Source organism: Paenibacillus sp. E194, from assembly GCF_000935845.1.
Taxonomy (GTDB): Bacteria; Bacillota; Bacilli; order Paenibacillales; family Paenibacillaceae; genus Paenibacillus_B; species Paenibacillus_B alvei_B.
This window is the reverse complement of record NZ_JMDX01000055.1, coordinates 1-22,717: the sequence shown is the minus strand read 5'-3', so window position 1 is coordinate 22,717 and position 22,717 is coordinate 1. Positions and strand designations below refer to the sequence as shown.

Sequence of the window (22,717 nt, the reverse complement as noted above, 5' to 3'; positions counted from 1 at the left end):
TGAGAAAGGGCGTCCCAAAAGTCATGAGAATGATAGGGAAGCCCATTTTCGAGGAAGGAAAGGTAGAATTACCAGAAAAAACGTCGAACATTGTCGGCAGGGAGTGTTTCTGCCGGATTTGGAGGAATGACGAGGACGAAGTGATCTTTTGTTTCTTCCTGGGTCGTTAGTTCAACATGGTCAGGAATTGAAATGCCTAATAATTCTTTGATAGCTGCTTTCGGATTAGTCAGCAATCGTTCCTTAAATGAGGGATCTTCCCAAGCTTTTTGAATGATTTGGTTTTTAAGTAATTGATCCGCAGTAACCATGTGCACCCCTCCATAGAATGGGATATCTTGCGCTTTCAATGTAGCATTCTGCTTATTACGCAAACTACTACTTTGTTACCGAATTCGACAACCAATAAGACAATCCGCCCATCATTAGAGCTTCTCGATGTTGTCGAATCCGGTCGGATTCTTCAAACAGACTTTCTACTAATGAACGACTGAATTCAATGAGATGAGGAGCTGCTTCCGGCATGGCATCCAGCTTGGCCTGCAGTTGGAGTGCTTCCTCTCCAAAGGAATGGAGTACATCAGACACGGTAATCGCGTGTCGAACGAACTGTTCGGTGAGTGGTTCATTTGTTTGAATTTGTTTGATATAACGAATCCAGGCCAGCAGGCAATTATAGCTTCCATCTTGCAGATCTGTTTGCCAATCCGCCCAATCGTCATTCATTTGCAAGCAAATAAGTACGGTATCAACGGTCTCGGTTACTTGCTGGAGCTTACCCTCCATATCCGTTAAGTAGAGAGCACCGCTGCTTGCCAGCTTCACAGGGGCTGCCTTGTGAGCGATCTTGAGGCGATCCGCCATAAATACATCTTGCTCACGCTCGCTTGTGACGCCATGGACCCATTCTAATGTGTACTGCCTGAAGCTGTCCCAGAACGGGGACTGGGGAGGAAATAGCTGCCTATAGATGTCGAGGAGCTCGATATAACATAGATTGCCCAAGGCAAGCTGCTCTGTCGGATTATCACAATCATTGTCCATGACATCATCCTGAATGAAGTAATAGAGCATGACAAATATGCCTGCAAGTGCCAAGCGGCGGCAATGTGTTGTCGAAAGTCCCGTCATGTCCTGCATCCAATAAGGGAGACAGTAGCATATATAGTTGTTCGTACTTTGATCGTTACTGGGATTGAACTTTTCTATATAGCGCAATCCTGCGGCATTCAGCGGGGCTGGGAATGATTCGATGATATCCTCGGCCTCTTGAAAGACCTGTTCAATCTCGGATCGGAACGGTTCATACCAATGCATAGTATCCCTTCTTCCTATGTGATTGATGTTGCAACTCTGAACTATGTACGGAGTGCGGACATGATGAGAAACTTATAGGCGTGTGTAGCGTTCGTGAGCAGGACAGTAGCAGAATGAAAGCATAAGAGCTAGGTGTGAGTGGCGGAACTGACACAGAAGCTGCAGATGTTGATAAGATAGCTTGAATAGGAAGTAGGAATCTAGGAAGTTGAAGTCAGTTACCACCAGTATAGAGGAAGATTGGATAAATCGACAAGAACATTGCTGACTACAGGCAGAATTCTATCTGGAGAAATCTGTATACAGAAGTCACATCCCGCTTTGCTCATTTCGTCTCTACTTCAGAGCTCTCCTTGATCTCTCAGGGAACGGGATCTCAATCCGGGAAAAAGGGACGCAACCTACATAAAGCCATTCCGTATTGGTATAGAAATAAATGGTTTAATCTAATGCGGAGACGGAGAGATCAAGAGGAATGGGAGAATCGAGAGACGAGCTTCAACAGATGCTGCAAGCGATAGATGAATGGGAACGCGAGCAGAGGGACTTATCCATATTTGAGAAGATAGGACGGCTGCCATTCGCGCTGCTGGATCGCTTCACTCCCAAAGGGATACAGAATAAGATTGCTGAATTGTTAGATGAACTGGGTGGTTATCTTCATACAGGCGGAAGTTACCTCGTCCAGAAGAGGAGCATATTGCAGAAGCTCCGTGCAAAGTGGGAAGAAGAGGACCCTATTTCCCTGGCGGCCTCCACTGAGCAAGGGAATCCACTGGATCTGCTAGCTGTGAAGCAGATACCGCTGGCTCTGAGCAATGCAGTTGCGAATTCGGTGCGAGAATCCAATAAGACGGTAGCATTTGCACAAGGGGCAACGACGGGATTTGGCGGCATATTTACGTTAGCGGTGGATATACCTGCGGTTCTAGGGATCGCGCTTAAGGTGCTTCAGGAGTACGGCGATCTAGCTACGGCTTCGATCCGGATGATCCAAGAGAGCGGCTCTTTATTGTGAAGTGTATGCAGTTCACGATGTCCGATATTGTAGGCAAGCAGGCGGTGCTGCAAGACATTGGCGACTACGACAACCCGAATAGACTTCGAGACTCGGTGTCTGAAGTACAGGGATGGCGGGAGACGATGGTGTCCTTTACCGATAATTTTGGCTGGAAGAAGTTGTTCCAATCCGTGCCGGTTATCGGCATGATATTCGGTTCGTTCATGAACCGTTCTATGATTCATGACATGGCAGAGACAGCGCAGATGCTATACCGCAAGCGGGCAGTGCTGGAACGTCTCAATGCGCTGGATGCCTGCTGCTAAGCGCTAGTTGCAGATATTGCTTGCTGCCCGTTCGAGCCGCTTCCTTAATCCTTAGGCAAGCGGCTTGACGGCAGCGGTTAGATGTAATAATTGCAGCCTCGCAGCAGCGGCCTGCGGTACAATTCCCGTAAGACAGGCCGCGTACCAGAGAGGCCGGTGATGGAGATCAGGAGCGCTCTAGGACATGATTCGTTTCTGTCCCTCTAGTGCTCGAATCTCGCTTACATTTTGCGTAAATTCTAACGTCCCCATATATTGCCCCGACTCGTCCCGAACAGCGAAATAGCGAATATAGACGAACTTATCCTTGAACGGGATCCAAAAATCCTCGACATCTTTCTTGCCTGCCTTGAAGTCCGCCAGCAGCTCATTCACCACATGGACGCTTTGCGGCGGGTGGCAGTTCTGAACCGTCCGTCCGATGACGGCCTTCGTACGCGCGAAGATTCGATCCTTGCCATGGGAGAAGAAGCGAACCACGTCATCTTGATCGATAAAGGTTAAGTCAACGGGGAGGTGGTTCATGATCATCTCCAGCTGCTTAACGGATAAGATTCCGGTCTCAAAGCGAACATAGCCGTCTAGTGTTGCTTCATCCGTAGAATCATTCTGCTCGGGCATGTCTTGGATATGATGGCGTGTTGGTTTCCATACGCCAGCAGGCTCTACTAAACAATAGCCAATCGTCTCACTCTCATGGGCAATCTTTAGCCATTCGTCCTCCGTCAAGGCGTTCAAAGCCATCGGGAACAGTATATTCTCTTCTTTCGTAATCATGGCCGTTACTTCATGCATGACGATTTGAAGCAGATTCAACACTTCCTGCTGATTGTGAGCATTCTCCATTAATTGACGCTTCGCTTCCTTAATAGAGGCGCGAATCTGATCATTAACGCCCCACATTACCTTGGTCGGCCCATAAATTCCGTACTTTTCAAGATAAGGGAACAGCAGATTTTCTTTGCGGCTGTAATGCTTATCGACGTCAAGCAGCAAGTTCAAGTCATTCAAGAGCTTGTATCGATTCTGCTCGGTGTCGTTTTTAGCGTATTGTTCGCTATGAAGCTTTATCTTGAAATTGACAAGCTGATCGATCGCTTTATTTTCCAGCTTGAACGTATGAACGGGATGTCCCGGTTGATCCTCGGCACGATCCGAACGATGGATATCCTCAATCGATCCCTCGAAGACGGCAGCATGCACGGAGCAGAGACGCTGTACTTCTTGAACAGGTATGCCCTCCTCCTTCATCAGGGCTTCTTCCAACTGTGATATTTCTTGTACGGTAACGTTGCCGATCGCTTGCTTGAATCGTTCGCGCACAGCTTCTTCTGATTGTCCGTTATGAAGATCCTTGATGATTTCTTTAAGAAGCTGCTGACGTTCTGTATGAAGTAAGGTACGGTTTTCGCGATTATTAATAAGTTCGCTCATCGTAAGTCTCCTTTATCATTGAGATTCATTATCAATAAGTCAATGCATGCTTAGATGATAGCAAAGAACAATACGGGGCGATTTGATTGAGATCACATTTTGCATCACGTTTTTACGATATAGTGGAATCGAGGTATACACTAATAAAGGCTTAACAGAGGAGATCTTTCACATGACGTTCTATCACGCTTTAACGCCGTATTATGATGTTCTCTTTCCGGCAAATGAAAAGCAGCTGCGATATATTTCATCCTATTATGCAGAAGGAAGCTCCCTGCTTGATATGGGGGCGGGCACAGGCAATATTGCTTACGCGCTCGCAGAAGCGGGCTACAACGTTACTGCAGCCGAACCTGAGGCAGCGATGTGTGATCGCATCCGAGCGAAAGCGGAGCAATGCGGGCGGCTTACGGCTGTCTCAACCTCTATGCTGGAGTTGGATCAGCTCATCGAGCACTATGATGGCATATACTGCGTGGGCAATACGCTTGCACACCTTCAGGACAGGAAGGAGATTCGTCAATTTCTGCAGGAGGCCCACGGGAAGTTGCGGGCACACGGCACACTGCTCATTCAGGTTGTGAACTATGATAACGTACTTGCGGGAAGCAATTTTATGTTCCCGGTCATTCGTAATGAGCATGTTACTTTTGCAAGAAGCTACGAGTTGGTTAATGATAGGGTGCTGTTTACGACGACGTTGACGGCTAATGGCCAAGCGGAGAGCAGCTCCATCCCCTTGTTCCCGGTGACGTACATTCAGCTAGTGCCGATGCTTGAACAGTGCGGATTTTGTCATATCGAGGCTTACAGTAATTTTGAAAAGGCGCCTTATGCATCAGATGCCTCTGCACTCATCCTGGCTGCCCATAGATAGCTTGGACATGATGATCCCAATCCATTTCATATGTCGCATGCAAATTATTTGCTGCTTCAAGCTGCTTCCTCAAATCGAGGCAAGCGGCTTCTGTGTTTATACTGCGCAAAAGTACTGTCCGAATTACCTCTGATGCACTACTTTGATCGCACTGCATTTCCGTACCCAATCTGGAACAGTACGGCCTATTTGTGCTGGCTGTACAGCTTCATTTGTGGGAGTAAGAGGGTGTTCCCATTTTGCAAGAAATAGTGAGGAAGCTTGTGTGTTATGTATGTAAAAATATGGTTTGTTAATGGCAACTATTTCAATTACTATTTATGTATGGATATACACAGTGCGATGTAGAAATGAAGTGCATATCAAGTACAGGAGTGCCGTAGACAGGCGGGCCCACATGCGGCTGATGAAGAGTCAGTCGATGCCGACATGGCCCAGTGCACGGTGCTGGTCAAACGAATATGAGACGGGATGTGATGCTATTCATGAAGGGAAAGACATTGCTGTTTGGTCATGTCCGTGCTCATCTGCCGCTCTATGTGACAGCTGTAGGCTGCATGGCGTTAGCCAATATCATTTACTCCGTATTCCCTACCTTGCTAGGGCGCTTTACTGATGAGCTGCAGATGCAGGGGCTGACGAAGGAGTCCGTGATTCATTACAGCTTATGGCTGCTTGGAGTTGCTATCGGATATGGCTCCTTGTTTGGAATTGGACAATATTTGAATCATCGCCTAGGCCGTAAGTTTGAATTCAACACGAGACAGAAGCTGTTTACTCAATTTACAAGATTAAGTGAGCACTATTATTCGAATCACGGTGTAGGCAAGCTGCTTAGCTATTTCATGAATGATGTTACCTCGGTTCGAGAAACGATTGCCAACGGAGTGAACCAGACGACGAACGCGACGATCCTGCTCCTGTCGGTCATCGTTATGATGGGGGTAAGTGGCATACCGCTATATTTGGTATTCGTGTGCGTGCTTCCACTGCTTACGATTCCGCTGTTTGTCATTTATTTCGGCCCGCGCATTCGAACTCGTTCTCGTGCGGTGCAGGATTCCCTTGCGGCGATGACGGAGTCAGCAGAAGAGCAATTCGGTGGCATGAAGGTGACGAAGACATTCGCAGTTGAGCATGTGGCAGAAGAACGCTTCGGTGCAACGGTGGATCAGATTTGCAGTAATCAATTAGGACTTGTGCGAATGACATCTCTCTTCCAAGCGCTCATTCCGTTCGCTGGTGCACTGTCACTCGTTATCGCAATAACGTATGGGGGTGTGCTGTCGATGCAGGGGCAATTATCCCTTGGAAGCTTCGTTATGCTAACCCTGTATTTGCGCATGATTATGACGCCCCTGCAGCAAATCGGCAATGTCATTAATGTGATGCTTCGCTCGCGAGCTTCCCTTGATCGCTTGAACCGGCTGTTGAATGAAGAGCCGGACATCCGTGAATATGCGGATGCTCAGCCAATCTCGGCGGACGATGCTGTGATCGAGATCAGGAACCTGACATTTTCCTATCCGGAGGCCAGTGCCGAATCATTAACTGATGTGAATATTCAGATATCAGCAGGCAAGACGCTCGGCATAGTTGGCAAGACGGGCAGCGGCAAGTCGACACTAGTGAAGCTGCTGCTTCGCGTCTACGATCCTCCGAAGGAGACAATTCGGATCGGAGGCCAAGACATCTGTGAAGTTACGCTAGAGAGCCTGCGTACTCAAATTGGGTATGTGCCGCAGGATGGGTTCCTATTCAGCACGACTATTCGAGATAATATTGCATTCTATAACCGAAATGCTGCTGACGAAGCGGTTGAGGATGCGGCGAAGCAAGCGGACGTATGGGACAATATTATGGGATTTCCCGATCAGTTCTTTACGAAGCTGGGAGAGCGCGGCCTTACCTTGTCCGGCGGTCAGCGTCAACGAACGAGCTTGGCACGGGGAATTATTAAGAACGCGCCCATTCTTATTTTGGATGATAGTGTAAGTGCGGTTGATGTTGTAACAGAAACGACGATATTGAACAATCTCCGGGAAGTTCGAAAGGGCAAGACGAACATCATTATCGCGCACCGGATAAGCGCTGTACGTCACGCTGATGAAATTATTATCCTTGATCATGGCAGCATTGTGGAACGTGGAACACATGAAGAACTGATCCAATCAGGCGGCTATTATGCCTCGCTCTATACGATTCAAGAGGAGGGGAAGAGAAATGCCTGAACCGACAGCGAACGTGAAGAGCAGGAACAATCATCATCCTTCACAGTCTAAGGAGATAGGATCACGCATGTCAGAGGCTTCTCCCGAAGATCGCAGGCAATCTTTTCGTGCTATGTTCGCTTATGCGAAGCCGTATCGCTTGACGTTCCTCGCCATATTTTTATGTACATTCCTTGCGATTGGAGCGGATTTGCTGCAGCCTTATCTCGTGAAGATCGCGATTGACGATCATGTCTTGGCCGGGAAGCATGGCGTGGAGACATTATTTCTGCTTGGCGGCAGCTATTTGGTTCTCGCGCTGCTTAGCTTGCTGTTCACCTATATTCAGGCGAACCTGCTTCAGAAGGTGGGGCAGGGCATTGTTGGCCAGTTGCGGAAGGATCTGTTCAGACATATAACGAAGCAATCGATGTCATTCTTCGATCGCCATTCGATGGGCAGCCTCGTAACGAATGTGTCCAGTGACACCGAGACGATCAACCAGTTCTTTACCCAAGTGCTGTTAAGCGTAGTAAGGGACGGCATGTCGCTTCTCTTGATTGTGGCGTTTATGTTTTCGCTCGATGCGAAGCTTGCGATGTTCTGCCTTATCTTGTTCCCAGTTATTTTTGCGATTGCGGTCGCTTTCCGGAAGGCGCTGCGATCTGCCTATCAACGCGCACGGGGTGAGCTGTCCAGGCTTATCGGATTTTTGGCGGAGAATCTGTCGGGTATGGGCCTCATCCAGGCGTTCCATCAGGAGAAGGAGCAGACAGAGCGCTTCACGGCGCAGAATCGGAAGTATTTGCAAGAGAATCTGCGCGAGGTGCGCACGAGCATCATGTTCAATCGCTCGTTCGATGTGCTCGGCAATGTGTCAGTCGCATTCATTGTGTGGCTTGGCGGCATGGCTGTATTGGATACGTCATTGGCGTTCGGGGTTCTGTATGCATTTATCAATTACATTCGTCAGTTTTTCCAGCCAATCAACCATATTACCCAGCAGTGGAATACACTCCAATCCACAATCGTATCCATGGATCGTCTATGGCGCATCTTCCGCATTCAACCTGAAGTGCGGGATCCGAAGCCAGAGCAGGAGTACAATGTAGTTGCTTCTGAAGTGCAGGGCCAAGTCGACTTTAATCATATTCGCTTCGCTTATGTTGATGATCGCGACGTGCTGCATGATCTGGATTTGCACATTAAGCCAGGTGAGTTCATAGGCATCGTAGGCACAACGGGAGCTGGCAAGAGCTCACTTGTGAACCTGCTTGCGCGCTTCTATGACGTCAAGCGGGGAAGTGTTGAGATTGATGGGGTCGATATCCGCCAACTGCCGCAGCATACGCTGCATCAGATTGTCGGACTGGTGCAGCAGGATCCATTTCTATACTCGGGATCCATTCTTGATAATGTCCGCTTATTCCAGGACACCGTATCGCGGGAAGAAGTGATCTGGGCCTGCAAGGCAGTTGGGGCGCACGGCTTGATCAAGCGCTTGAAGCATGGCTATGATACAAGGCTGTCTGATCGTGGGAGCGGTCTATCGGCAGGAGAGCGGCAGCTGATTTCTTTTGCTCGGATTCTCGTGTTCCAGCCCCGCATTCTCATCTTGGATGAGGCGACGGCACATTTGGATTCTCATACCGAACAGCTCATCCAGCAAGCGCTTGAAGTGGTCTCAGAGGGTAGAACGACACTCGTGATTGCTCACCGTTTATCGACCATTCAGCATGCTGATCGCATTATTGTCATGCGGCATGGCCGCGTTGCAGAGGAAGGGACGAACGAGTCCCTTATTGCACAGAATGGGTATTATGCAGAGCTGATCCATCATTCGCGTTCGTACCCAAGGACAGCCCAGCAACAATAATCTGCTGAATACGATGCATCTTATCTCCTGATAGCAACACAGAGCTAGAATAGGGGATAAGGTGCATTTTCATTTCTGCCTATCTGCTTGTTCTAGCACCCACGACTTATTCTACTTTCCATCAAAGAAGCATCACAGGATGGCTTCTATCACCAAGTTTCTGTTCTCCCGCAATATCTAGCATGATCCTCTCATTCACTATTTAATCTTTGGCTGCATATCATGTGCCGGTACTCACAATTACTCTGTTATTTTATCTGAAATAAATATTAGATTATAATTATTATTGATAATTTTCTCTTGGTGTGCTAAATTAATAACACGCTTAATAATAATTATTATTATTTAAAACATAAAATAAAGACATGCGGAGGCGATATTATTGAGTAACCCGACGAAATTGACAACAAATCAAGGCGCCCCAGTAGCTGATAATCAAAACTCGAAAACAGCTGGGCAGCGCGGTCCAGTGTTGTTGGAGGATTACCATCTCATTGAAAAGCTTGCGCATTTCGATCGAGAACGTATTCCTGAGCGTGTCGTTCATGCTCGCGGTGCAGGGGCGTTCGGTGTGTTTCGTCCGTATCAAAGCATGTCTAAATATACAAAGGCAGCCTTCTTGCAGGATCCTTCCATTGAGACGAAGGTATTCGTGCGTTTCTCTACGGTCATCCATGGAGGGACATCTCCTGAGACGCTTCGCGATCCACGCGGATTCGCTGTGAAGTTCTATACAACCGAAGGCAATTATGACTTAGTAGGCAATAACCTACCTGTGTTCTTTATTCGGGATGCGATTAAGTTCCCGGATATGGTGCATTCCCTGAAGCCGGCTCCACATACGAATATCCAAACACCAGATCATTACTGGGACTTCATGTCGCTGTCTCCTGAATCGACCAATATGTTGACATGGTTATTCTCAGACTTGGGTATCCCGGCGAATTATCGAGAAATGGACGGATTTAGCGTACACGCCTTCAAATGGGTAAATGAGGATGGCAAGGTTGTCTATGTGAAATATACATGGAAATCACTTCATGGTGTGCGCAGCCTGACTGCAGAAGAAGCGGAGCAAATTCAAGCGAAGGATTTCAACCACGCTACTCGTGATCTGTATGAATCGATCGAAGCAGAAGACTTCCCTGAATGGGACTTGTATGTGCAAATGATTGAACCATCGCAAGGTGATGATTTTGATTTCGATCCGCTTGATCCTACGAAGGTATGGCCGGAAGAGCTAGTGCCAATGATGAAGGTAGGACGAATGACATTGAACGAGAACCCGGCGAACTTCTTCGCAAGCGTAGAACAGTCTGCCTTCTCGCCAAGCGTACTGGTACCTGGCATCGAGCCATCGGAAGATAAGCTGCTGCAAGGCCGCTTGTTCTCTTATCCGGATACACAGCGCCACCGTCTAGGGACAAACTATTTGCAAATACCAGTCAATTGCCCGTTTGCCCAAGTTCGGAACCATCAGCGCGATGGAGCCATGAATGTGAATCAGGATCCGTCTCCAATTAACTATGAACCGAACAGCCATCCCGGCGCATATGTTGAAGCTGGAGGGCAATACGCAGAGAGTGAAATGCTCCTCGACGGCACAACGATGCGGCGTACGATTAGCAAGACGAATGACTTCGGGCAGGCTGGCGATAAGTATCGCAGCTTAACCCCAGAGGAGCAATCGCGATTGATTGCGAACTTGGTGAATGACCTCAAGCAGGTTAGACCTGAGGTTCAAATGCGCGCATTGTGCAACTTCTTCCGTGCCGATGCGGGCTATGGTGCCCGAATTGCGGCTGGGCTTGGGATTGACGTGAATGCGCACACGCAGCATATGAACTCATAACATGCTCTTAAGTAATGACGAAGACAACGATAAGAAAGGTAGGGACCCCCATGAATCGCAATTCGATGATCTCATTCGTACAATCTGACAGTAAGCGAGAACCCGTACATTTAACACAGCAGAGAGAAGCGGTCTTATCGTTCGTTAATCAAGCCAAGTCCCCCGCAACCGCGATTGAAATTTATATTGGAATGCGTGCGACAACGAAGCGTATTTCACTCTCTACGGTATATTGCAGCTTGAAATATTTTGTTAAGAACGGTATCGTGCGTGAACTGAATGAAGATCACACCTCGAAGCGCTATGAATGCATTGCCAAATAAGTATTTGAATCCTTGATGGATCTTATCATCTACATGAGGAAGGATAGAGGCTCAGATTATATCTGAGTCCCTATCCTTTTTTTGCGTGAACATACCCTGATGTATTCCTTGGCTGCTCCCAATTAGATTGCAAAAAGAGGCTCTCATTTTTTGGATCTGGGGCATCTGATGATAGCGCTCGAAGACCGACGATATGGTATATTAAGGGGAGAAATGCGTTTCGCTTGGGTCGCACATGGTCAATGATTAGAAGGAGAAATGGGTATTGATGCTTAATCCAGAGCAGCTTCAGTCGCTAATAGAGCAGATTGAGCTTGTTCTGCTGCCTGCAGCAGACATTCGCAGTCTGAATGGGGACGATCCCGTTCAAGTGTCCAATACACCGGTGGAGTGGGAGGTTATTGGCGCAGGGAATTATGCAGTCGTCTTCAGCCATAAGCAATATGCCTCTGTTGCCGTAAAAGTGTATGCAGAAGGTAGGAAGGGCTTGGACGACGAAGCGGAAGTATATCGACGTCTTGGCAAGCATCCTGCCTATTCGGAATGTTATTACGTCGGGCAAGGATATTTGATATTGAAGCGGCTCCCCGGGGTAACGCTGTATCACTGCCTCCGGCACGGGATATCGATACCACAATCGGTATTGGACGATATTGATAAAGCGCTGGAGTATGCATCCGCACGAGGGTTGACCCCAAGAGATATTCATGGCAAAAATGTCACCAATGATTGTGGCAAAGGGTATGTCGTGGATGTATCCGATTTTCTGATCCCGCAGCCTGACCGCATGTGGGGAGACTTCAAGCGGGCATATCGGTTGTTGTACAAACCGCTGGGCTTGAAGTGGGGAGTGCCGGTTCCGGAGTGGCTGCTTGAGCTGCTTCGCAAAAGCTACCAGATTTACCGTAGACGCGCGGCTGCGACGGGCTGCGATAAGAACTGACTATGCGAGCGGGAAGTACATGGGTAATAGAAGGTCATAGTACTAGGGAAATTCATATTTAGCAATGTCCATACACGGTGTCAGATAGGGCTTGCATGCCGCAGTATAGTGCAATATAAATATAATCATAATTGCCGCGAAGGGAACGATAGGATCATGTCAACCGAGAAACAAGGCCCGGCTTCAGACAAGAAGTGGGACAAGCAAACAGTAGTCGTGCATGATTGTCACGATGAACGGCATTTCGGCGCAGTTACGATGCCGATGTATCAGAACAGTCTATTTACCTTTTCATGCCACAAGGAATTTTATGAGGCACTGGATTCTCCGCTAGAGCACCATCTCTACTCGCGCGGCAACAATCCGAGCGTCAATGAATTAGAGCATCGGTTGGCTCTGCTGGAGGGAGGAGAAGCAGCACGCTGCTTCGCTTCAGGAATGGCGGCGATTTCTGCAGCCATTATGTCAGCGGTGAAGGCCGGTGATCACGTCATCTGTGTGGATCATGTCTATGGGCCAACTCGTGAAATGCTAGGCAATTACCTGCAGCGCTTCGGGATTGAGACGACATTCGTGAATGGGGAATCGATTGAGAGTATAGAAGCCGCTGTTCGGCCGAATACTTCGATGTTATATCTCGAGAGCCCGACAAGCATGACGATTCGACTTCAGGATCTTCGGGCATGTGCAGAGCTCGCCAAGCGAATCGGAGCGACAACGATCATTGATAATACGTGGGCGACTCCGATATTCCAGAATCCGCTGGAACTCGGAATTGACTTGGTGGTTCATTCCTTGACGAAATATATTGGCGGACATAGTGATATTATGGCTGGGGTTATTATCGGTTCACATGAACGGCTGCAAGAAATCGGACGTCAAGAATTTCTGCTATACGGCGGAATCATGACGCCGCAGACAGCATGTCTTGCGATGCGCGGACTGCGCACGCTCCCACTGCGTATGGAGCGGCTGCAGCAGAATGGTCTTGCTGTGGCTGCGTATTTGGATGAGCTTCCGTACATTGCACGAGTGAACCATCCCGGACTGACTACTTATCCGCAGCATGAGTTGGCGAAGCAGCAAATGAGCGGGTACGGGAGCTTGTTCTCCTTCGAGATGGCGCTTCCGCTTGAGCAGGTGCTTACATGGGCAGATCGGCTGCAAATGTTCCGGATCGGGGTCAGCTGGGGTGGCTATGAGAGCTTAGTGCAAGTTGTTCGTCCACTAGCAGGGCAAGAGGGAGAAGAGCTTGTCCTCGTACGGCTCTACGCAGGGCTTGAAGATCCTGAACTGCTCATTCAGGATATGTGCTGCTCCTTTGAACAATTGGGACTATCGTAGAATTAGAGGTATACAGGATGAACACAAAAGAACTGGCTGCGCAGATAGACGCATCCAGTTCTTTTTGCGTTGCAGCCATTATTTTTCGATACAGAGGGTAATGTTGAACTCGCTCTCCTCATCTTCGATGTAGGCTGCAATCTTGCGCAGCAAGGCAGCGGCCTGTGATCCTGAAGCTGTTAAGTCATATTTGAACTTCATCTCTTCTTGGGATAGTACAACTTGGTGAGAAGCCGGAGAGAAGCTGCCCGTTTCATCTCGGAGCGTATAACTTGCGCTTGCAAGCAGCGACTCGTTGGATGATCGAGGCATAATCGGATTGAATACACTTTTTTTCCCGCATAGATCCTCGTAAATTTGCAGCTTCTTCAACCAATTGTAATACATCGAAGAGCTCTTGAACCCGAAGCCTTCTGCCATCTCATGAATACGATTGCTTAAACGCAGCTTCTTTATGGTATCAATTTGTTCGTCTCTCTCAAGGGACTCAATGTCCTGAAGAGAAGGGAAATTCATACAATCAGCTCCTTAGTGTGATGAAAATCTCATGGATTGATTTGGATAGATTATAATCTGTCAGGATCAGAAATACAATGTGTCAATTGTGTTACGAGGAGCAATTGGTTACATGAGAAATGTACGAGCTGATGCAGAATGTTGTAATAATTGTTGAAATTACTCTTCAACATGGCTCTTTTCGATCTGCGTTAGCTCACTCCTATGAGATTCATGTGGAATGATAATTCTATTATTATATCATAAATTGAAATAAAATTTCAGAAGCGTATAATAAGAATAGAGGACAAAAATGACATGTTCTCGCAAGAAATAGGGCTAAATGGATTCAGAAGCAATTATTTATGAAGGCGTTTACATATCATGTAGTGAATTGGAGTCTCTAAGGAGGAGAAAGGTTTGCGCACACGATCATTAGCTGTAAAATCGGAACATATTATCATCGGACTAATGTCAGGTACATCACTCGACGGGATTGACGCCGCAGTCGTTCGCATTCAGGGGGCGGGAGTAGAGTCTCGGGCAGATATGATCGCCTTTCATTGCAAGGAATATGATGAAGAGCTGCGAGAGCGACTGAAGAGATTGTGTACAAGAGGCGGAACGAGTACTGAGGAAATATGTATGATGAATGCCTATATGGGGGAAATGCTGGCACAGGCGGCGTGCGAGGCGGCAAGCAATGCTGGAATTTCGATGAAGGATGTCGATTTCGTCAGCTCCCACGGCCAGACAATCTGGCACCAGCCTATCGTAGATAAGGCAGACCGATGTGCGGTTCCTTCCACTCTACAAATTGGGGATATCTCGATTATTGCCAAGCATACAGGTGTCCCGGTTATCGGAGATTATCGGCCGGCGGATATGGCAGTTGGCGGACAGGGAGCGCCACTAACGCCGTATGCGGACTATCTATTGCTGCGAGATTCGGAAGCGGGCAGAATTGCACAAAACATTGGCGGTATAGGCAATTGTACGATTCTTCCTGCAGGCGGGGATCAGAGTAAGGTAACCGCCTTCGATACGGGTCCCGGCAATATGCTAATCGACCAAGCCATCTATCAATTGTCCGGTGGGGCATATGGATATGACCGCAATGGGGAATGGGCGTCACGCGGGCAGGTGAATACCGAGCTGCTGGATGACTTGCTTGCACATCCATACTACGCCGAGCCGCCGGTGAAGACGACTGGACGTGAGATGTTCGGTACGGATTATGCGCTGCAGTGGATCGAGCATGGCAGAATGCTGGGGCTGTCGGCTGAGGATATTGTTGCGACATTCACGGCATTGACGGCCCGCACGATTGCGGATGCCTATCGGCAGTTTGTATTTCCTCAACACCACATAAGAGATGTTATTGTCAGCGGAGGGGGCGCGCGCAATGCAACACTGATGCGTTGGCTGGCGGATGAGCTGCCGGAACAGAATGTGACAGCCTCTGATGAGATGGGGTTGCCAGGAGATGCGAAGGAAGCAATCGCATTCGCCCTCCTAGCGAATGATTTTATACACGGGGTTCCGAATAATTTGCCTCGTGTTACCGGAGCCGTGCGTCCAACCATTATGGGCAAGCTGGCCATGCCATAATCCAATCCATAGAGCTATGAGTGCTGTGAAGTAGATAGGAATTTCTCAGTAATAGGACTTACGATTGCGTTCTATGATTCATTACAATGCTGTGGGAGGATTGGATGACGATGGAAGGTCGACTTGCTGCGAACAACAGACGGCTTGAGGCTGCTTGTGCACTGATTGATGATGCAATAATGAACGGAGATCTTCCTGGGGCCGTCTCGCTTATTTGGTGTGGTGGTCATACGCTTGAGTATGCTAGAGGCCATGCAGTGGATACAGATAAGCATAGGATACCAGTCACGATTGATACCATATACGATTGTGCTTCTTTGACGAAGGTTGTCGTGACACTCCCGTTACTAATGATGCTGGTTGAGTCAGATAAGCTTAACTTGGATGATCCTGTGGCCACGCACATGCCCGAGTTCAGCGGCAATGGAAAAGAATCGATTACAATTCGCCAGTTGCTCGCACATACTTCAGGCCTGCCTCCTCATCGGGATTTGTATTCACATGGATGGTCACCTAATGAGATTGCTCGCCATCTGGATTGTATGGAAGTAGAGTATCCGCCGGGAGCAGGCTGTCAGTATAGTTGTCTCGGCTATATTGTGCTCGGTAGACTTATAGAGCGCGTATGCGGAGAGTCACTGGCTTCAGCGGCGGAACGCATGCTGCTGAAGCCGCTCGGCATGGTGGACAGCGGCTTCAATCCATCGCTGGAGGCTCGTTCAAGAATAGCGGCTACGGAATATGATTCGCGGCTAGAGGAGCATTGCTGGGGACGGGTACATGATGAGAATGCAGCTGCGTTGGGCGGAGCCGCCGGAAACGCAGGGCTGTTCGCTTCGGCACGCGATCTAGTGCGTTATGCCCGCTTATGGGTAAGCAAGGCTGAACTGGATGGAGCGGAGGGCAATTTGCTGACTGACCGCGTCATTCAAGAGGCTCTCCGTTGTCAGACTTCCAATATACCAAATGCGAAGCGCGGACTCGGTTGGGTGCTGCAAGGTGATACCGCTGATTTTGCTGGCACAGGATGGTCAGCCTCCAGCTTCGGTCATACAGGCTTTACGGGTACAAGCATATGGATCGATCCTGAAAGGGATATCGTAGTGGTGCTGCTAACCAATCGTGTGCATTATGGACGGGATAAGAGTGTAGCAGAACTGCGTCGCCAATTCCATGAAGCCGTCCTAGTAGCAATTACAGAATAAGTTGATTTGTCAGCATGAAACGGAGAATTCAGGTCTCTTTATCGCGATTTTCGTCTAATACCGCCTGCTGTTCGCTTTGAGCGATCGGCAGGCGTTTTTGTCTTTCGCTATAATAGATGAGCCAAGTTTTCATTTTGGTTATGCATATTTCATGATATAGGATATAATGGAAATCAGCTGTATGTGGAAATATGTCGTATTTTCAATATAAAAGGAGTATTACGATGACATTACCGATTCTTTATATGGTTATTCCTTGTTATAACGAGGAGGAGGCCTTGCCAATTACGACACCCGTACTCATTGAATTGCTGAAGGGACTTGAACGGGATCAGCTCGTATCAGCCGACAGCCGTATCGTGCTTGTTGATGATGGGAGCCGAGATGGAACGTGGCAGCAGATCGAGAAGGCCCGCGCCGCTCACCCCGTTATTTGTGGATTGAAGCTTGCTCGCAATGCCGGCCATCAGAAGGCGCTGCTAGCGGGACTCATGTACGCGAAGGAGCATGCAGACTGCATCGTGTCACTAGACGCCGATCTTCAAGACGATACCGGAGCCATTCGAGAATTCGTACGCAAGTTCCATGAAGGATACGAGGTCGTATACGGTGTTCGCAACAGCCGAGTAACAGATACATGGTTCAAGCGCTGGAGTGCTGAATCCTTCTATAAAGTGATGCGCAAGATGGGTATCCCATTGGTATACAATCATGCAGATTATCGTCTTATGAGCCGGAGGGCTGTAGAACACTTGAGCGAATTCCATGAAGTGAACTTGTTCTTGCGAGGAATTGTACCGCTGATCGGATTCCGCTCCACGACGGTAGCCTATGACCGTATGGAACGTGTTGCAGGTGAATCGAAGTATCCGCTTCGCAAGATGTTGTCATTTGCATGGGATGGCATTACGTCGTTCAGCATTAAGCCGATGCGTCTTGTTACGATGCTTGGCTTCATCAGCCTGGGAGCGAGTATTGTTGCTGGAGGCTATACGCTTATATCCAAGCTGGCAGGACATACCGTGTCCGGCTGGGCTTCGTTGATGTTCTCGCTATGGTTCATCGGCAGCATTCAGTTACTAGCGTTAGGTGTGATCGGAGAGTACATCGGGAAGATATATAATGAAGTAAAACGCAGACCACCTTATATTGTGGAAACGGTGCTGTCTGACGCACACGTGGCACAGGCTGAGGCGCAGCCTTCCTGGCCGGGTGCCCAGCGCGCAGAGGTATACCGATGAGCCGTAGGCAAGCAGCCAGTAAGGGCTGGCTGGGACTGTTCAGCCGCTATGCGGTTGTCGGCGTGATTAACACATGCATCGGACTTGGGCTTATTTATGCGCTGATGCACCTTGCGGGCTGGGATCACTTCGCATCGACATTTGTCGGGAACACCATAGGGGTGCTGTGCAGTTATGTGCTCAATCGGCGCTTTACGTTCCAATATGAGGGGGCGCAGCTCAGCAGCTTCATTCGGTTCCTTGTTATTTCCTTGCTCTGTTACGCAGCGGCCTACGTGCTGCTTCATCCCGCATTCTCGGCGCTGGTTACAGGACTGCTAGGCTCACTGCCGCAATCATGGCAGCAATCGCTGATTGTGTTATGCGAAGCGGGCGCTTACACCGTAGCTTCGTTTGTGCTCCATCGATTGATTACTTTTGCTGCACCATCGTCAGCGTCAGAGCCTTCATCCCGTGCGGCACGAGCGAGTGACGGACACCTCGGAGAGGACTATGACAACTACCGCAGTGCTGAACGCCAATAAATAAAATGAGGCGCTTCCCCATCTCGGGGAAGTGCTGTTCTTCTTATAAGGGGAGTGATTCTTGGCATGAAACGAAAAGATTGGGTATCTTGGGGCTCCGTTCTAATCGGCGCTATTATTTTGACGTGCATATTGTTTACCTCGCCTTACATCGGAGTAGCAGATAACGGAGACTTTGATCGTATCGTTCGGAGCGGGGGGATATCGCCGCTTAATGACTCGTTTACATATGAGGACAAATATTTCGGATTTAGTCATTCCAAATATGATTACGGCCCATTTGCCGTCAATTATGCGTCTTCGCAGGTGTTGTTCGTCTTCATTGCAGGGCTTATTGGACGGGTGCTCAATCCATCCTATTTCCCGATGCAGGCAATGGGCATTGTATATTCATTGCTACTATTAAGCACACTGTTCGTCATTGTCCGCTACGCGTGTGCAGGCAAGCGGTGGCTGCAAATCACAGCAGCGCTCTGTGTACTGTTCATGTTTTTCGATATTGGATATGTCGGTTATTTTCATTCCTTTTTCGGTGAGTCGGTTTCTCTGCTGTTTCTATTGTTGGCCACGGCGATTGCAGTTACTTTGGCAAGGCAGCAGCATCCTTCACTCACTTGGCTGGTCCTATTGTTTGTCTGCGCGTTTATATTGGCAGCCTCCAAGATACAAAATGCGCCGGTTGGCTTGGTGTTTGCTTTATATGGGCTTCGGTTGTACAAGAAGCGGCCGGATCGAGCTTGGAAGCGGGTAATAGCTGGGGGAGCAGCCTTCATGATCGCGACAACTGCGCTCATCTATGTGTTCGCGCCTAAAGAGTTAAAACAAATCAATTTATATCAGACGATCTTTTTCGGAATTTTAAAAGATTCTCCGCATGTGTCAGAGGACTTGGATGCATTGGGCATCCCCCAAAAATATTCGGTTCTCGCTGGAACGAACTATTTTCAATCCGATGTCCCGATTAAGCAGGATGCGCCTGAGCTTACGGAGCATGTTTACTCCAGACTTGGACATATGGACATTGTTGGCTACTACTTGCGTCATCCAGGTCGGATCATTGACAAGCTTGAGGCTGCCGCTGCGCAGGCGACATTCATTCGTCCTTATTACCTAGGGAGCTATGAGAAGGAATTGGGTGAGCCACGCGGTGCATTATCGTATACCTACAGTACTTGGAGTGAGGGCAAGAAGAAACTAATTCCGAAGAACTTTACCTTCTTCTTCATCTTCTTTGTACTATACATTGGCATCGTGCTTAAGGAGTACATTCGGAATAAATATAAGCGCCAGATGCTGGATGTCACACTCATCGTAGCCTTGATAGCGATTATCTCGGTTGCGGTGCCGCTTGTCGGCGATGGGGAAGCCGATCTGGGCAAGCATTTATTCCTGTTCAATGTGAGCTTTGATATTATGATCGTATTTACGGTCATTTGGCTCGTGTCACAGGTGCGCCGAATATTCGACCGTTCGCCGGAGTTGTAATAGTGGACGAAATACAGTCATGATATAGCTACGCATATGGAAAATCCCCCGGGCCGCAGCTGCACATCGTGAGATATCGATGATGCAGCTACGGAACTCCGAGGGGATTTTTATACTGCCTAATCTGTTATAGATCCTTAACATTGTTATGCATAATGGACAAGATTCTGCGGAACGTTTCCACTTCTTCCCCTGTTAATCCTTCAATCGTTTTCTGGTAAGCTTCAATGGATGGGGCAAGTATGTCTTCTTTGATTTCTCGGCCTTTAACTGTCAAGTATACGCGAAGTGATCTGCGATCCGATTCATGCGTCACTCGATAGATAAAGCCTTTTTTCTCGAGTTTGAACAGCATGCGAGCTACATTCGTCTGGTCTTTATGCAGCCGCTCAGCGAGTTCCTTCTGTGTGATTCCTTCCTGTTCCCACAACACCACTAAAATTTCCCACTGATCGACAGTGATGTCGAAAGGATTTACAACCTTCTGGTAGTAGTTATTAAGCTTCAAGTCTGCCCGATGAACGATGACTCCGATATACTTTTCTAATTCCAAATGTGGACCCCCAGATTCATTCACATCGTTATTATTAATGTTCAAACACGCATGTTTTGAACAACCCTTATCGTTGTTATGACCATTATAGGTAAGGACAAATAACGTGTCAATGAATCGGGACAGTTGTCGACGGAGCGATGAATCAGGGTTACTTCCGTGTCGGCAAGGGCTGATCTGCTGTATTCCCAACAACCCTCATCACGATCTCGGCAGCTCGCACATATCCTCCTGCTTCACGCAGAGACTTGCCGATGGCGCTGGCTTGTTGCTTATAGGAAGGGGTATGCAGCACTTCGAGTAGTGCGCTTCGCAGCACTTCTGGCGTGAGACCTTGATGATCCACGATAACTCCAGCTCCCCGGTTCTTCACCTGCATTGCAACCATAGGCTGATCGGACGTTAATGGAATCATGACGAGCGGCACATCGTAGTACAAGGCCTCGCTCGTACTGTTCATGCCAGCATGTGTAATGAAGACATCCACTTGCTTCAGCACTTCCAATTGAGGCAAGTAGGGCTCAATAATGAAATTGTCTGGAATCAAGCTAGCAAGCGGCTCCATATTTGTTTCTTTGCCACAGGATAAAAGGAATGTAATGGGTTCATTGCGAAAAGCCTCAAAGCATAGCTTGTAAAATTCAATGTTGTTGTTCAAAATGCTGCCTAGCGAGATATAGACGGTATGTGCGTAAGGAAGCTGGTTGCGATCCAAGGTAAAGGTTGGGGCATCCATGCGCGGTACGATGGATGAGCCAGTGAACACATAGCTGTTGTCCAGCAATTCTGCATTTGGCTGCAAATCACGGCTGAGATGCACGACCTTCAGCTCTCCATATGCCTTGAAAATATCAGACATGTCAGGGACGGATAGTTGATAGCGATCCGCTAATTGCCTCGCGATCTCCATCGAGGAATCATAGATCGCCTGAATTTCCTGCTCCTCCTGCTCAGTCATCTGATGTTCTGCTCCGAGCGGTTTCGCGAATACGAACGAAGTGATGGAGCATACAGCAGGGATACCAAGCCGCTCTGCAATGATTTGTCCTCCCCAGCCGCCTAATAAGTAATCATAAATCAAATAGTCGTAAGAGCCCTGCTCAGTGAGAGCTAGAACCTCCGGAATGATAGGTTCAATCATGCCGCGCAGGATGAAATGAATAAATTGATAAGGATGCTTGTAAATCATCGGCTTCAATATCGGATCATCCGCAAATGATCCCCGGGCGTACGTGTAAGTAATGACCTTTGCACCTGTTGCTTCAATCCGTTTGCGATATTCCTCGGTGCACACATAAGTGACTTCCTCGCCACACTTTACGAGCTGCTGAACCAAACCTAACGATGGATTCACATGTCCTTCAGCAGGAGTAATGACAACCAATGCACGTGCCAAATCGTCCACCTCCAATAATGGATACTACATAGATGAATGTGACTGTACAATGCTGTGGGCTTTCATCGTAATGCGGAAAGACGTAACGAAACTAAGAACAACAAAGCAGAGCTGTAGACCCAATGCCATCATGACACCTGTGAAGATTCCCAATTGCAGGCTTTCACTTAGAGCTACAAGAGCCCCACTTATCCCTATGCTTACAGCTATGCTGAATGAATCGATGAATTGGAGTGCGGCGGATACCTCGCCCTCCTTGCCTTCCTCAGCTAGCTGCAAGGCAACTGCCCCAATTGTTGGGGTGGCTAGCCCGACCCCAAATCCGGTAATGACCTGCGAGATCAAGGCAAGAGCAACGCCGCTGCCTGACAGTGCAATAGAAGTGAGTACTAGCGAAACACCCACAATCATGATGCATAAGCCAATCCGAATTCTCCTCTGGCGGCCTTCGCCTAGGTCCCGTCGGTCAAGGCGAGCTTGCACCCATGCGGCGCCAGACCAACTTAATGCCCCAGCTGCTACGATTAGACCCGCGAGATCCTCAGTTATTCCTCTTACCTTCGTTAATCCGAGCACGACATAGCTCTCCGTTGCGAAATAGCAGGCGATGTAGAGTGCTCGGGTTACGATGATAGCAGGGAGACCACGCGTTACCGTGAATGTCCCCTGAGGCAGCAGACGACGGAGCGGATGTACCATAATGGC

21 protein-coding genes are annotated in these 22,717 nt (G+C 48.4%); 14 read left to right on the top strand and 7 right to left on the bottom strand.

Going from position 1 to position 22,717, the window contains the following annotated elements; translation table 11 throughout:
- Positions 1 to 68: 68 nt before the first annotated feature.
- Both AZ66_RS10200 and AZ66_RS10195 read right to left on the bottom strand, forming a co-directional pair.
- Positions 69 to 311: an NHLP leader peptide family RiPP precursor gene (locus AZ66_RS10200; protein WP_021261619.1), complete on the bottom strand. Its 243-nt coding sequence runs from the start codon at positions 309 to 311 to the stop codon at positions 69 to 71.
- 67 nt (positions 312 to 378) lie between these two features.
- Positions 379 to 1,317, bottom strand: coding sequence for a hypothetical protein (locus AZ66_RS10195; protein WP_044354742.1), 939 nt, complete (start codon positions 1,315 to 1,317; stop codon positions 379 to 381).
- 475 nt (positions 1,318 to 1,792) lie between these two features.
- Here AZ66_RS10195 and AZ66_RS33540 point away from each other — a divergent pair, with 475 nt between their 5' ends.
- Positions 1,793 to 2,335 carry an EcsC family protein gene (locus AZ66_RS33540; protein ID WP_331436896.1) on the top strand — a complete coding sequence of 181 codons (543 nt, stop codon included), beginning with the start codon at positions 1,793 to 1,795 and terminating at the stop codon, positions 2,333 to 2,335.
- 5 nt (positions 2,336 to 2,340) lie between these two features.
- Positions 2,341 to 2,643 (top strand): EcsC family protein, encoded by a 303-nt coding sequence (locus AZ66_RS33535; RefSeq protein ID WP_331436897.1) that lies wholly within the window; start codon positions 2,341 to 2,343, stop codon positions 2,641 to 2,643.
- A gap of 177 nt (positions 2,644 to 2,820) precedes the next feature.
- Here the strand turns inward: AZ66_RS33535 and AZ66_RS10185 are convergent, their stop codons facing one another.
- On the bottom strand, positions 2,821 to 4,077 hold the full coding sequence (locus AZ66_RS10185) for a DUF438 domain-containing protein (RefSeq protein ID WP_044354741.1): 1,257 nt from the start codon (positions 4,075 to 4,077) through the stop codon (positions 2,821 to 2,823).
- Between the two features lie 172 nt (positions 4,078 to 4,249).
- On the opposite strand from AZ66_RS10185, the gene AZ66_RS10180 reads away from it, so the two are divergent.
- The 7 genes from AZ66_RS10180 (at position 4,250) to AZ66_RS10150 (ending at position 13,502) form a co-directional block, all read left to right on the top strand.
- The gene (locus AZ66_RS10180) at positions 4,250 to 4,954 is read left to right on the top strand and encodes a class I SAM-dependent methyltransferase (RefSeq protein WP_044354740.1); all 705 of its coding nucleotides are present in this window, start codon (positions 4,250 to 4,252) and stop codon (positions 4,952 to 4,954) included.
- A 485-nt stretch (positions 4,955 to 5,439) separates the two neighbouring features.
- The gene (locus AZ66_RS10175; RefSeq protein ID WP_044354750.1) at positions 5,440 to 7,185 is read left to right on the top strand and encodes an ABC transporter ATP-binding protein; all 1,746 of its coding nucleotides are present in this window, start codon (positions 5,440 to 5,442) and stop codon (positions 7,183 to 7,185) included.
- The gene (locus AZ66_RS10170; RefSeq protein WP_044354739.1) at positions 7,178 to 9,040 is read left to right on the top strand and encodes an ABC transporter ATP-binding protein; all 1,863 of its coding nucleotides are present in this window, start codon (positions 7,178 to 7,180) and stop codon (positions 9,038 to 9,040) included. Before AZ66_RS10175 ends, AZ66_RS10170 begins: the two co-directional genes overlap by 8 nt.
- Positions 9,041 to 9,422: 382 nt before the next feature.
- Positions 9,423 to 10,892 carry a catalase gene (locus AZ66_RS10165; protein ID WP_044354737.1) on the top strand — a complete coding sequence of 490 codons (1,470 nt, stop codon included), beginning with the start codon at positions 9,423 to 9,425 and terminating at the stop codon, positions 10,890 to 10,892.
- A 50-nt stretch (positions 10,893 to 10,942) separates the two neighbouring features.
- Positions 10,943 to 11,215, top strand: a complete 273-nt coding sequence (locus tag AZ66_RS10160; RefSeq protein WP_021255323.1) for a transcriptional repressor — start codon at positions 10,943 to 10,945, stop codon at positions 11,213 to 11,215.
- Positions 11,216 to 11,483: 268 nt separating this feature from the next.
- Positions 11,484 to 12,158, top strand: coding sequence for a serine/threonine protein kinase (locus tag AZ66_RS10155; protein WP_044354749.1), 675 nt, complete (start codon positions 11,484 to 11,486; stop codon positions 12,156 to 12,158).
- A gap of 156 nt (positions 12,159 to 12,314) precedes the next feature.
- Entirely contained in the window at positions 12,315 to 13,502 is a 1,188-nt protein-coding gene (locus tag AZ66_RS10150; protein ID WP_052648456.1) for a trans-sulfuration enzyme family protein, read from the top strand.
- A gap of 78 nt (positions 13,503 to 13,580) precedes the next feature.
- Here AZ66_RS10150 and AZ66_RS10145 read toward each other — a convergent pair whose 3' ends face one another.
- A complete protein-coding gene (locus tag AZ66_RS10145; protein ID WP_021261609.1) occupies positions 13,581 to 14,018 on the bottom strand; it encodes a hypothetical protein in 438 nt (145 codons plus the stop codon).
- A 399-nt stretch (positions 14,019 to 14,417) separates the two neighbouring features.
- Here AZ66_RS10145 and AZ66_RS10140 point away from each other — a divergent pair, with 399 nt between their 5' ends.
- The 5 genes from AZ66_RS10140 to AZ66_RS10120 all read left to right on the top strand — a co-directional run bounded on the left by AZ66_RS10140 (position 14,418) and on the right by AZ66_RS10120 (position 20,063).
- On the top strand, positions 14,418 to 15,608 hold the full coding sequence (locus AZ66_RS10140; RefSeq protein ID WP_082061522.1) for an anhydro-N-acetylmuramic acid kinase: 1,191 nt from the start codon (positions 14,418 to 14,420) through the stop codon (positions 15,606 to 15,608).
- Between the two features lie 104 nt (positions 15,609 to 15,712).
- The gene (locus tag AZ66_RS10135; protein WP_231586813.1) at positions 15,713 to 16,813 is read left to right on the top strand and encodes a serine hydrolase domain-containing protein; all 1,101 of its coding nucleotides are present in this window, start codon (positions 15,713 to 15,715) and stop codon (positions 16,811 to 16,813) included.
- A 224-nt stretch (positions 16,814 to 17,037) separates the two neighbouring features.
- Entirely contained in the window at positions 17,038 to 18,054 is a 1,017-nt protein-coding gene (locus tag AZ66_RS10130) for a glycosyltransferase family 2 protein (RefSeq protein WP_044354734.1), read from the top strand.
- The gene (locus AZ66_RS10125) at positions 18,051 to 18,578 is read left to right on the top strand and encodes a GtrA family protein (protein WP_021261605.1); all 528 of its coding nucleotides are present in this window, start codon (positions 18,051 to 18,053) and stop codon (positions 18,576 to 18,578) included. Before AZ66_RS10130 ends, AZ66_RS10125 begins: the two co-directional genes overlap by 4 nt.
- A gap of 66 nt (positions 18,579 to 18,644) precedes the next feature.
- A complete protein-coding gene (locus AZ66_RS10120; protein WP_044354733.1) occupies positions 18,645 to 20,063 on the top strand; it encodes a DUF3488 domain-containing protein in 1,419 nt (472 codons plus the stop codon).
- A 127-nt stretch (positions 20,064 to 20,190) separates the two neighbouring features.
- Here AZ66_RS10120 and AZ66_RS10115 read toward each other — a convergent pair whose 3' ends face one another.
- The 3 genes from AZ66_RS10115 to AZ66_RS10105 all read right to left on the bottom strand — a co-directional run.
- Positions 20,191 to 20,616 carry a MarR family winged helix-turn-helix transcriptional regulator gene (locus tag AZ66_RS10115; RefSeq protein WP_044354732.1) on the bottom strand — a complete coding sequence of 142 codons (426 nt, stop codon included), beginning with the start codon at positions 20,614 to 20,616 and terminating at the stop codon, positions 20,191 to 20,193.
- Between the two features lie 151 nt (positions 20,617 to 20,767).
- Positions 20,768 to 22,012, bottom strand: coding sequence for a macrolide family glycosyltransferase (locus AZ66_RS10110; RefSeq protein WP_044354731.1), 1,245 nt, complete (start codon positions 22,010 to 22,012; stop codon positions 20,768 to 20,770).
- Between the two features lie 24 nt (positions 22,013 to 22,036).
- On the bottom strand, positions 22,037 to 22,717 hold a 681-nt coding region (locus tag AZ66_RS10105; protein WP_044354730.1), incomplete at its 5' end, for an MFS transporter.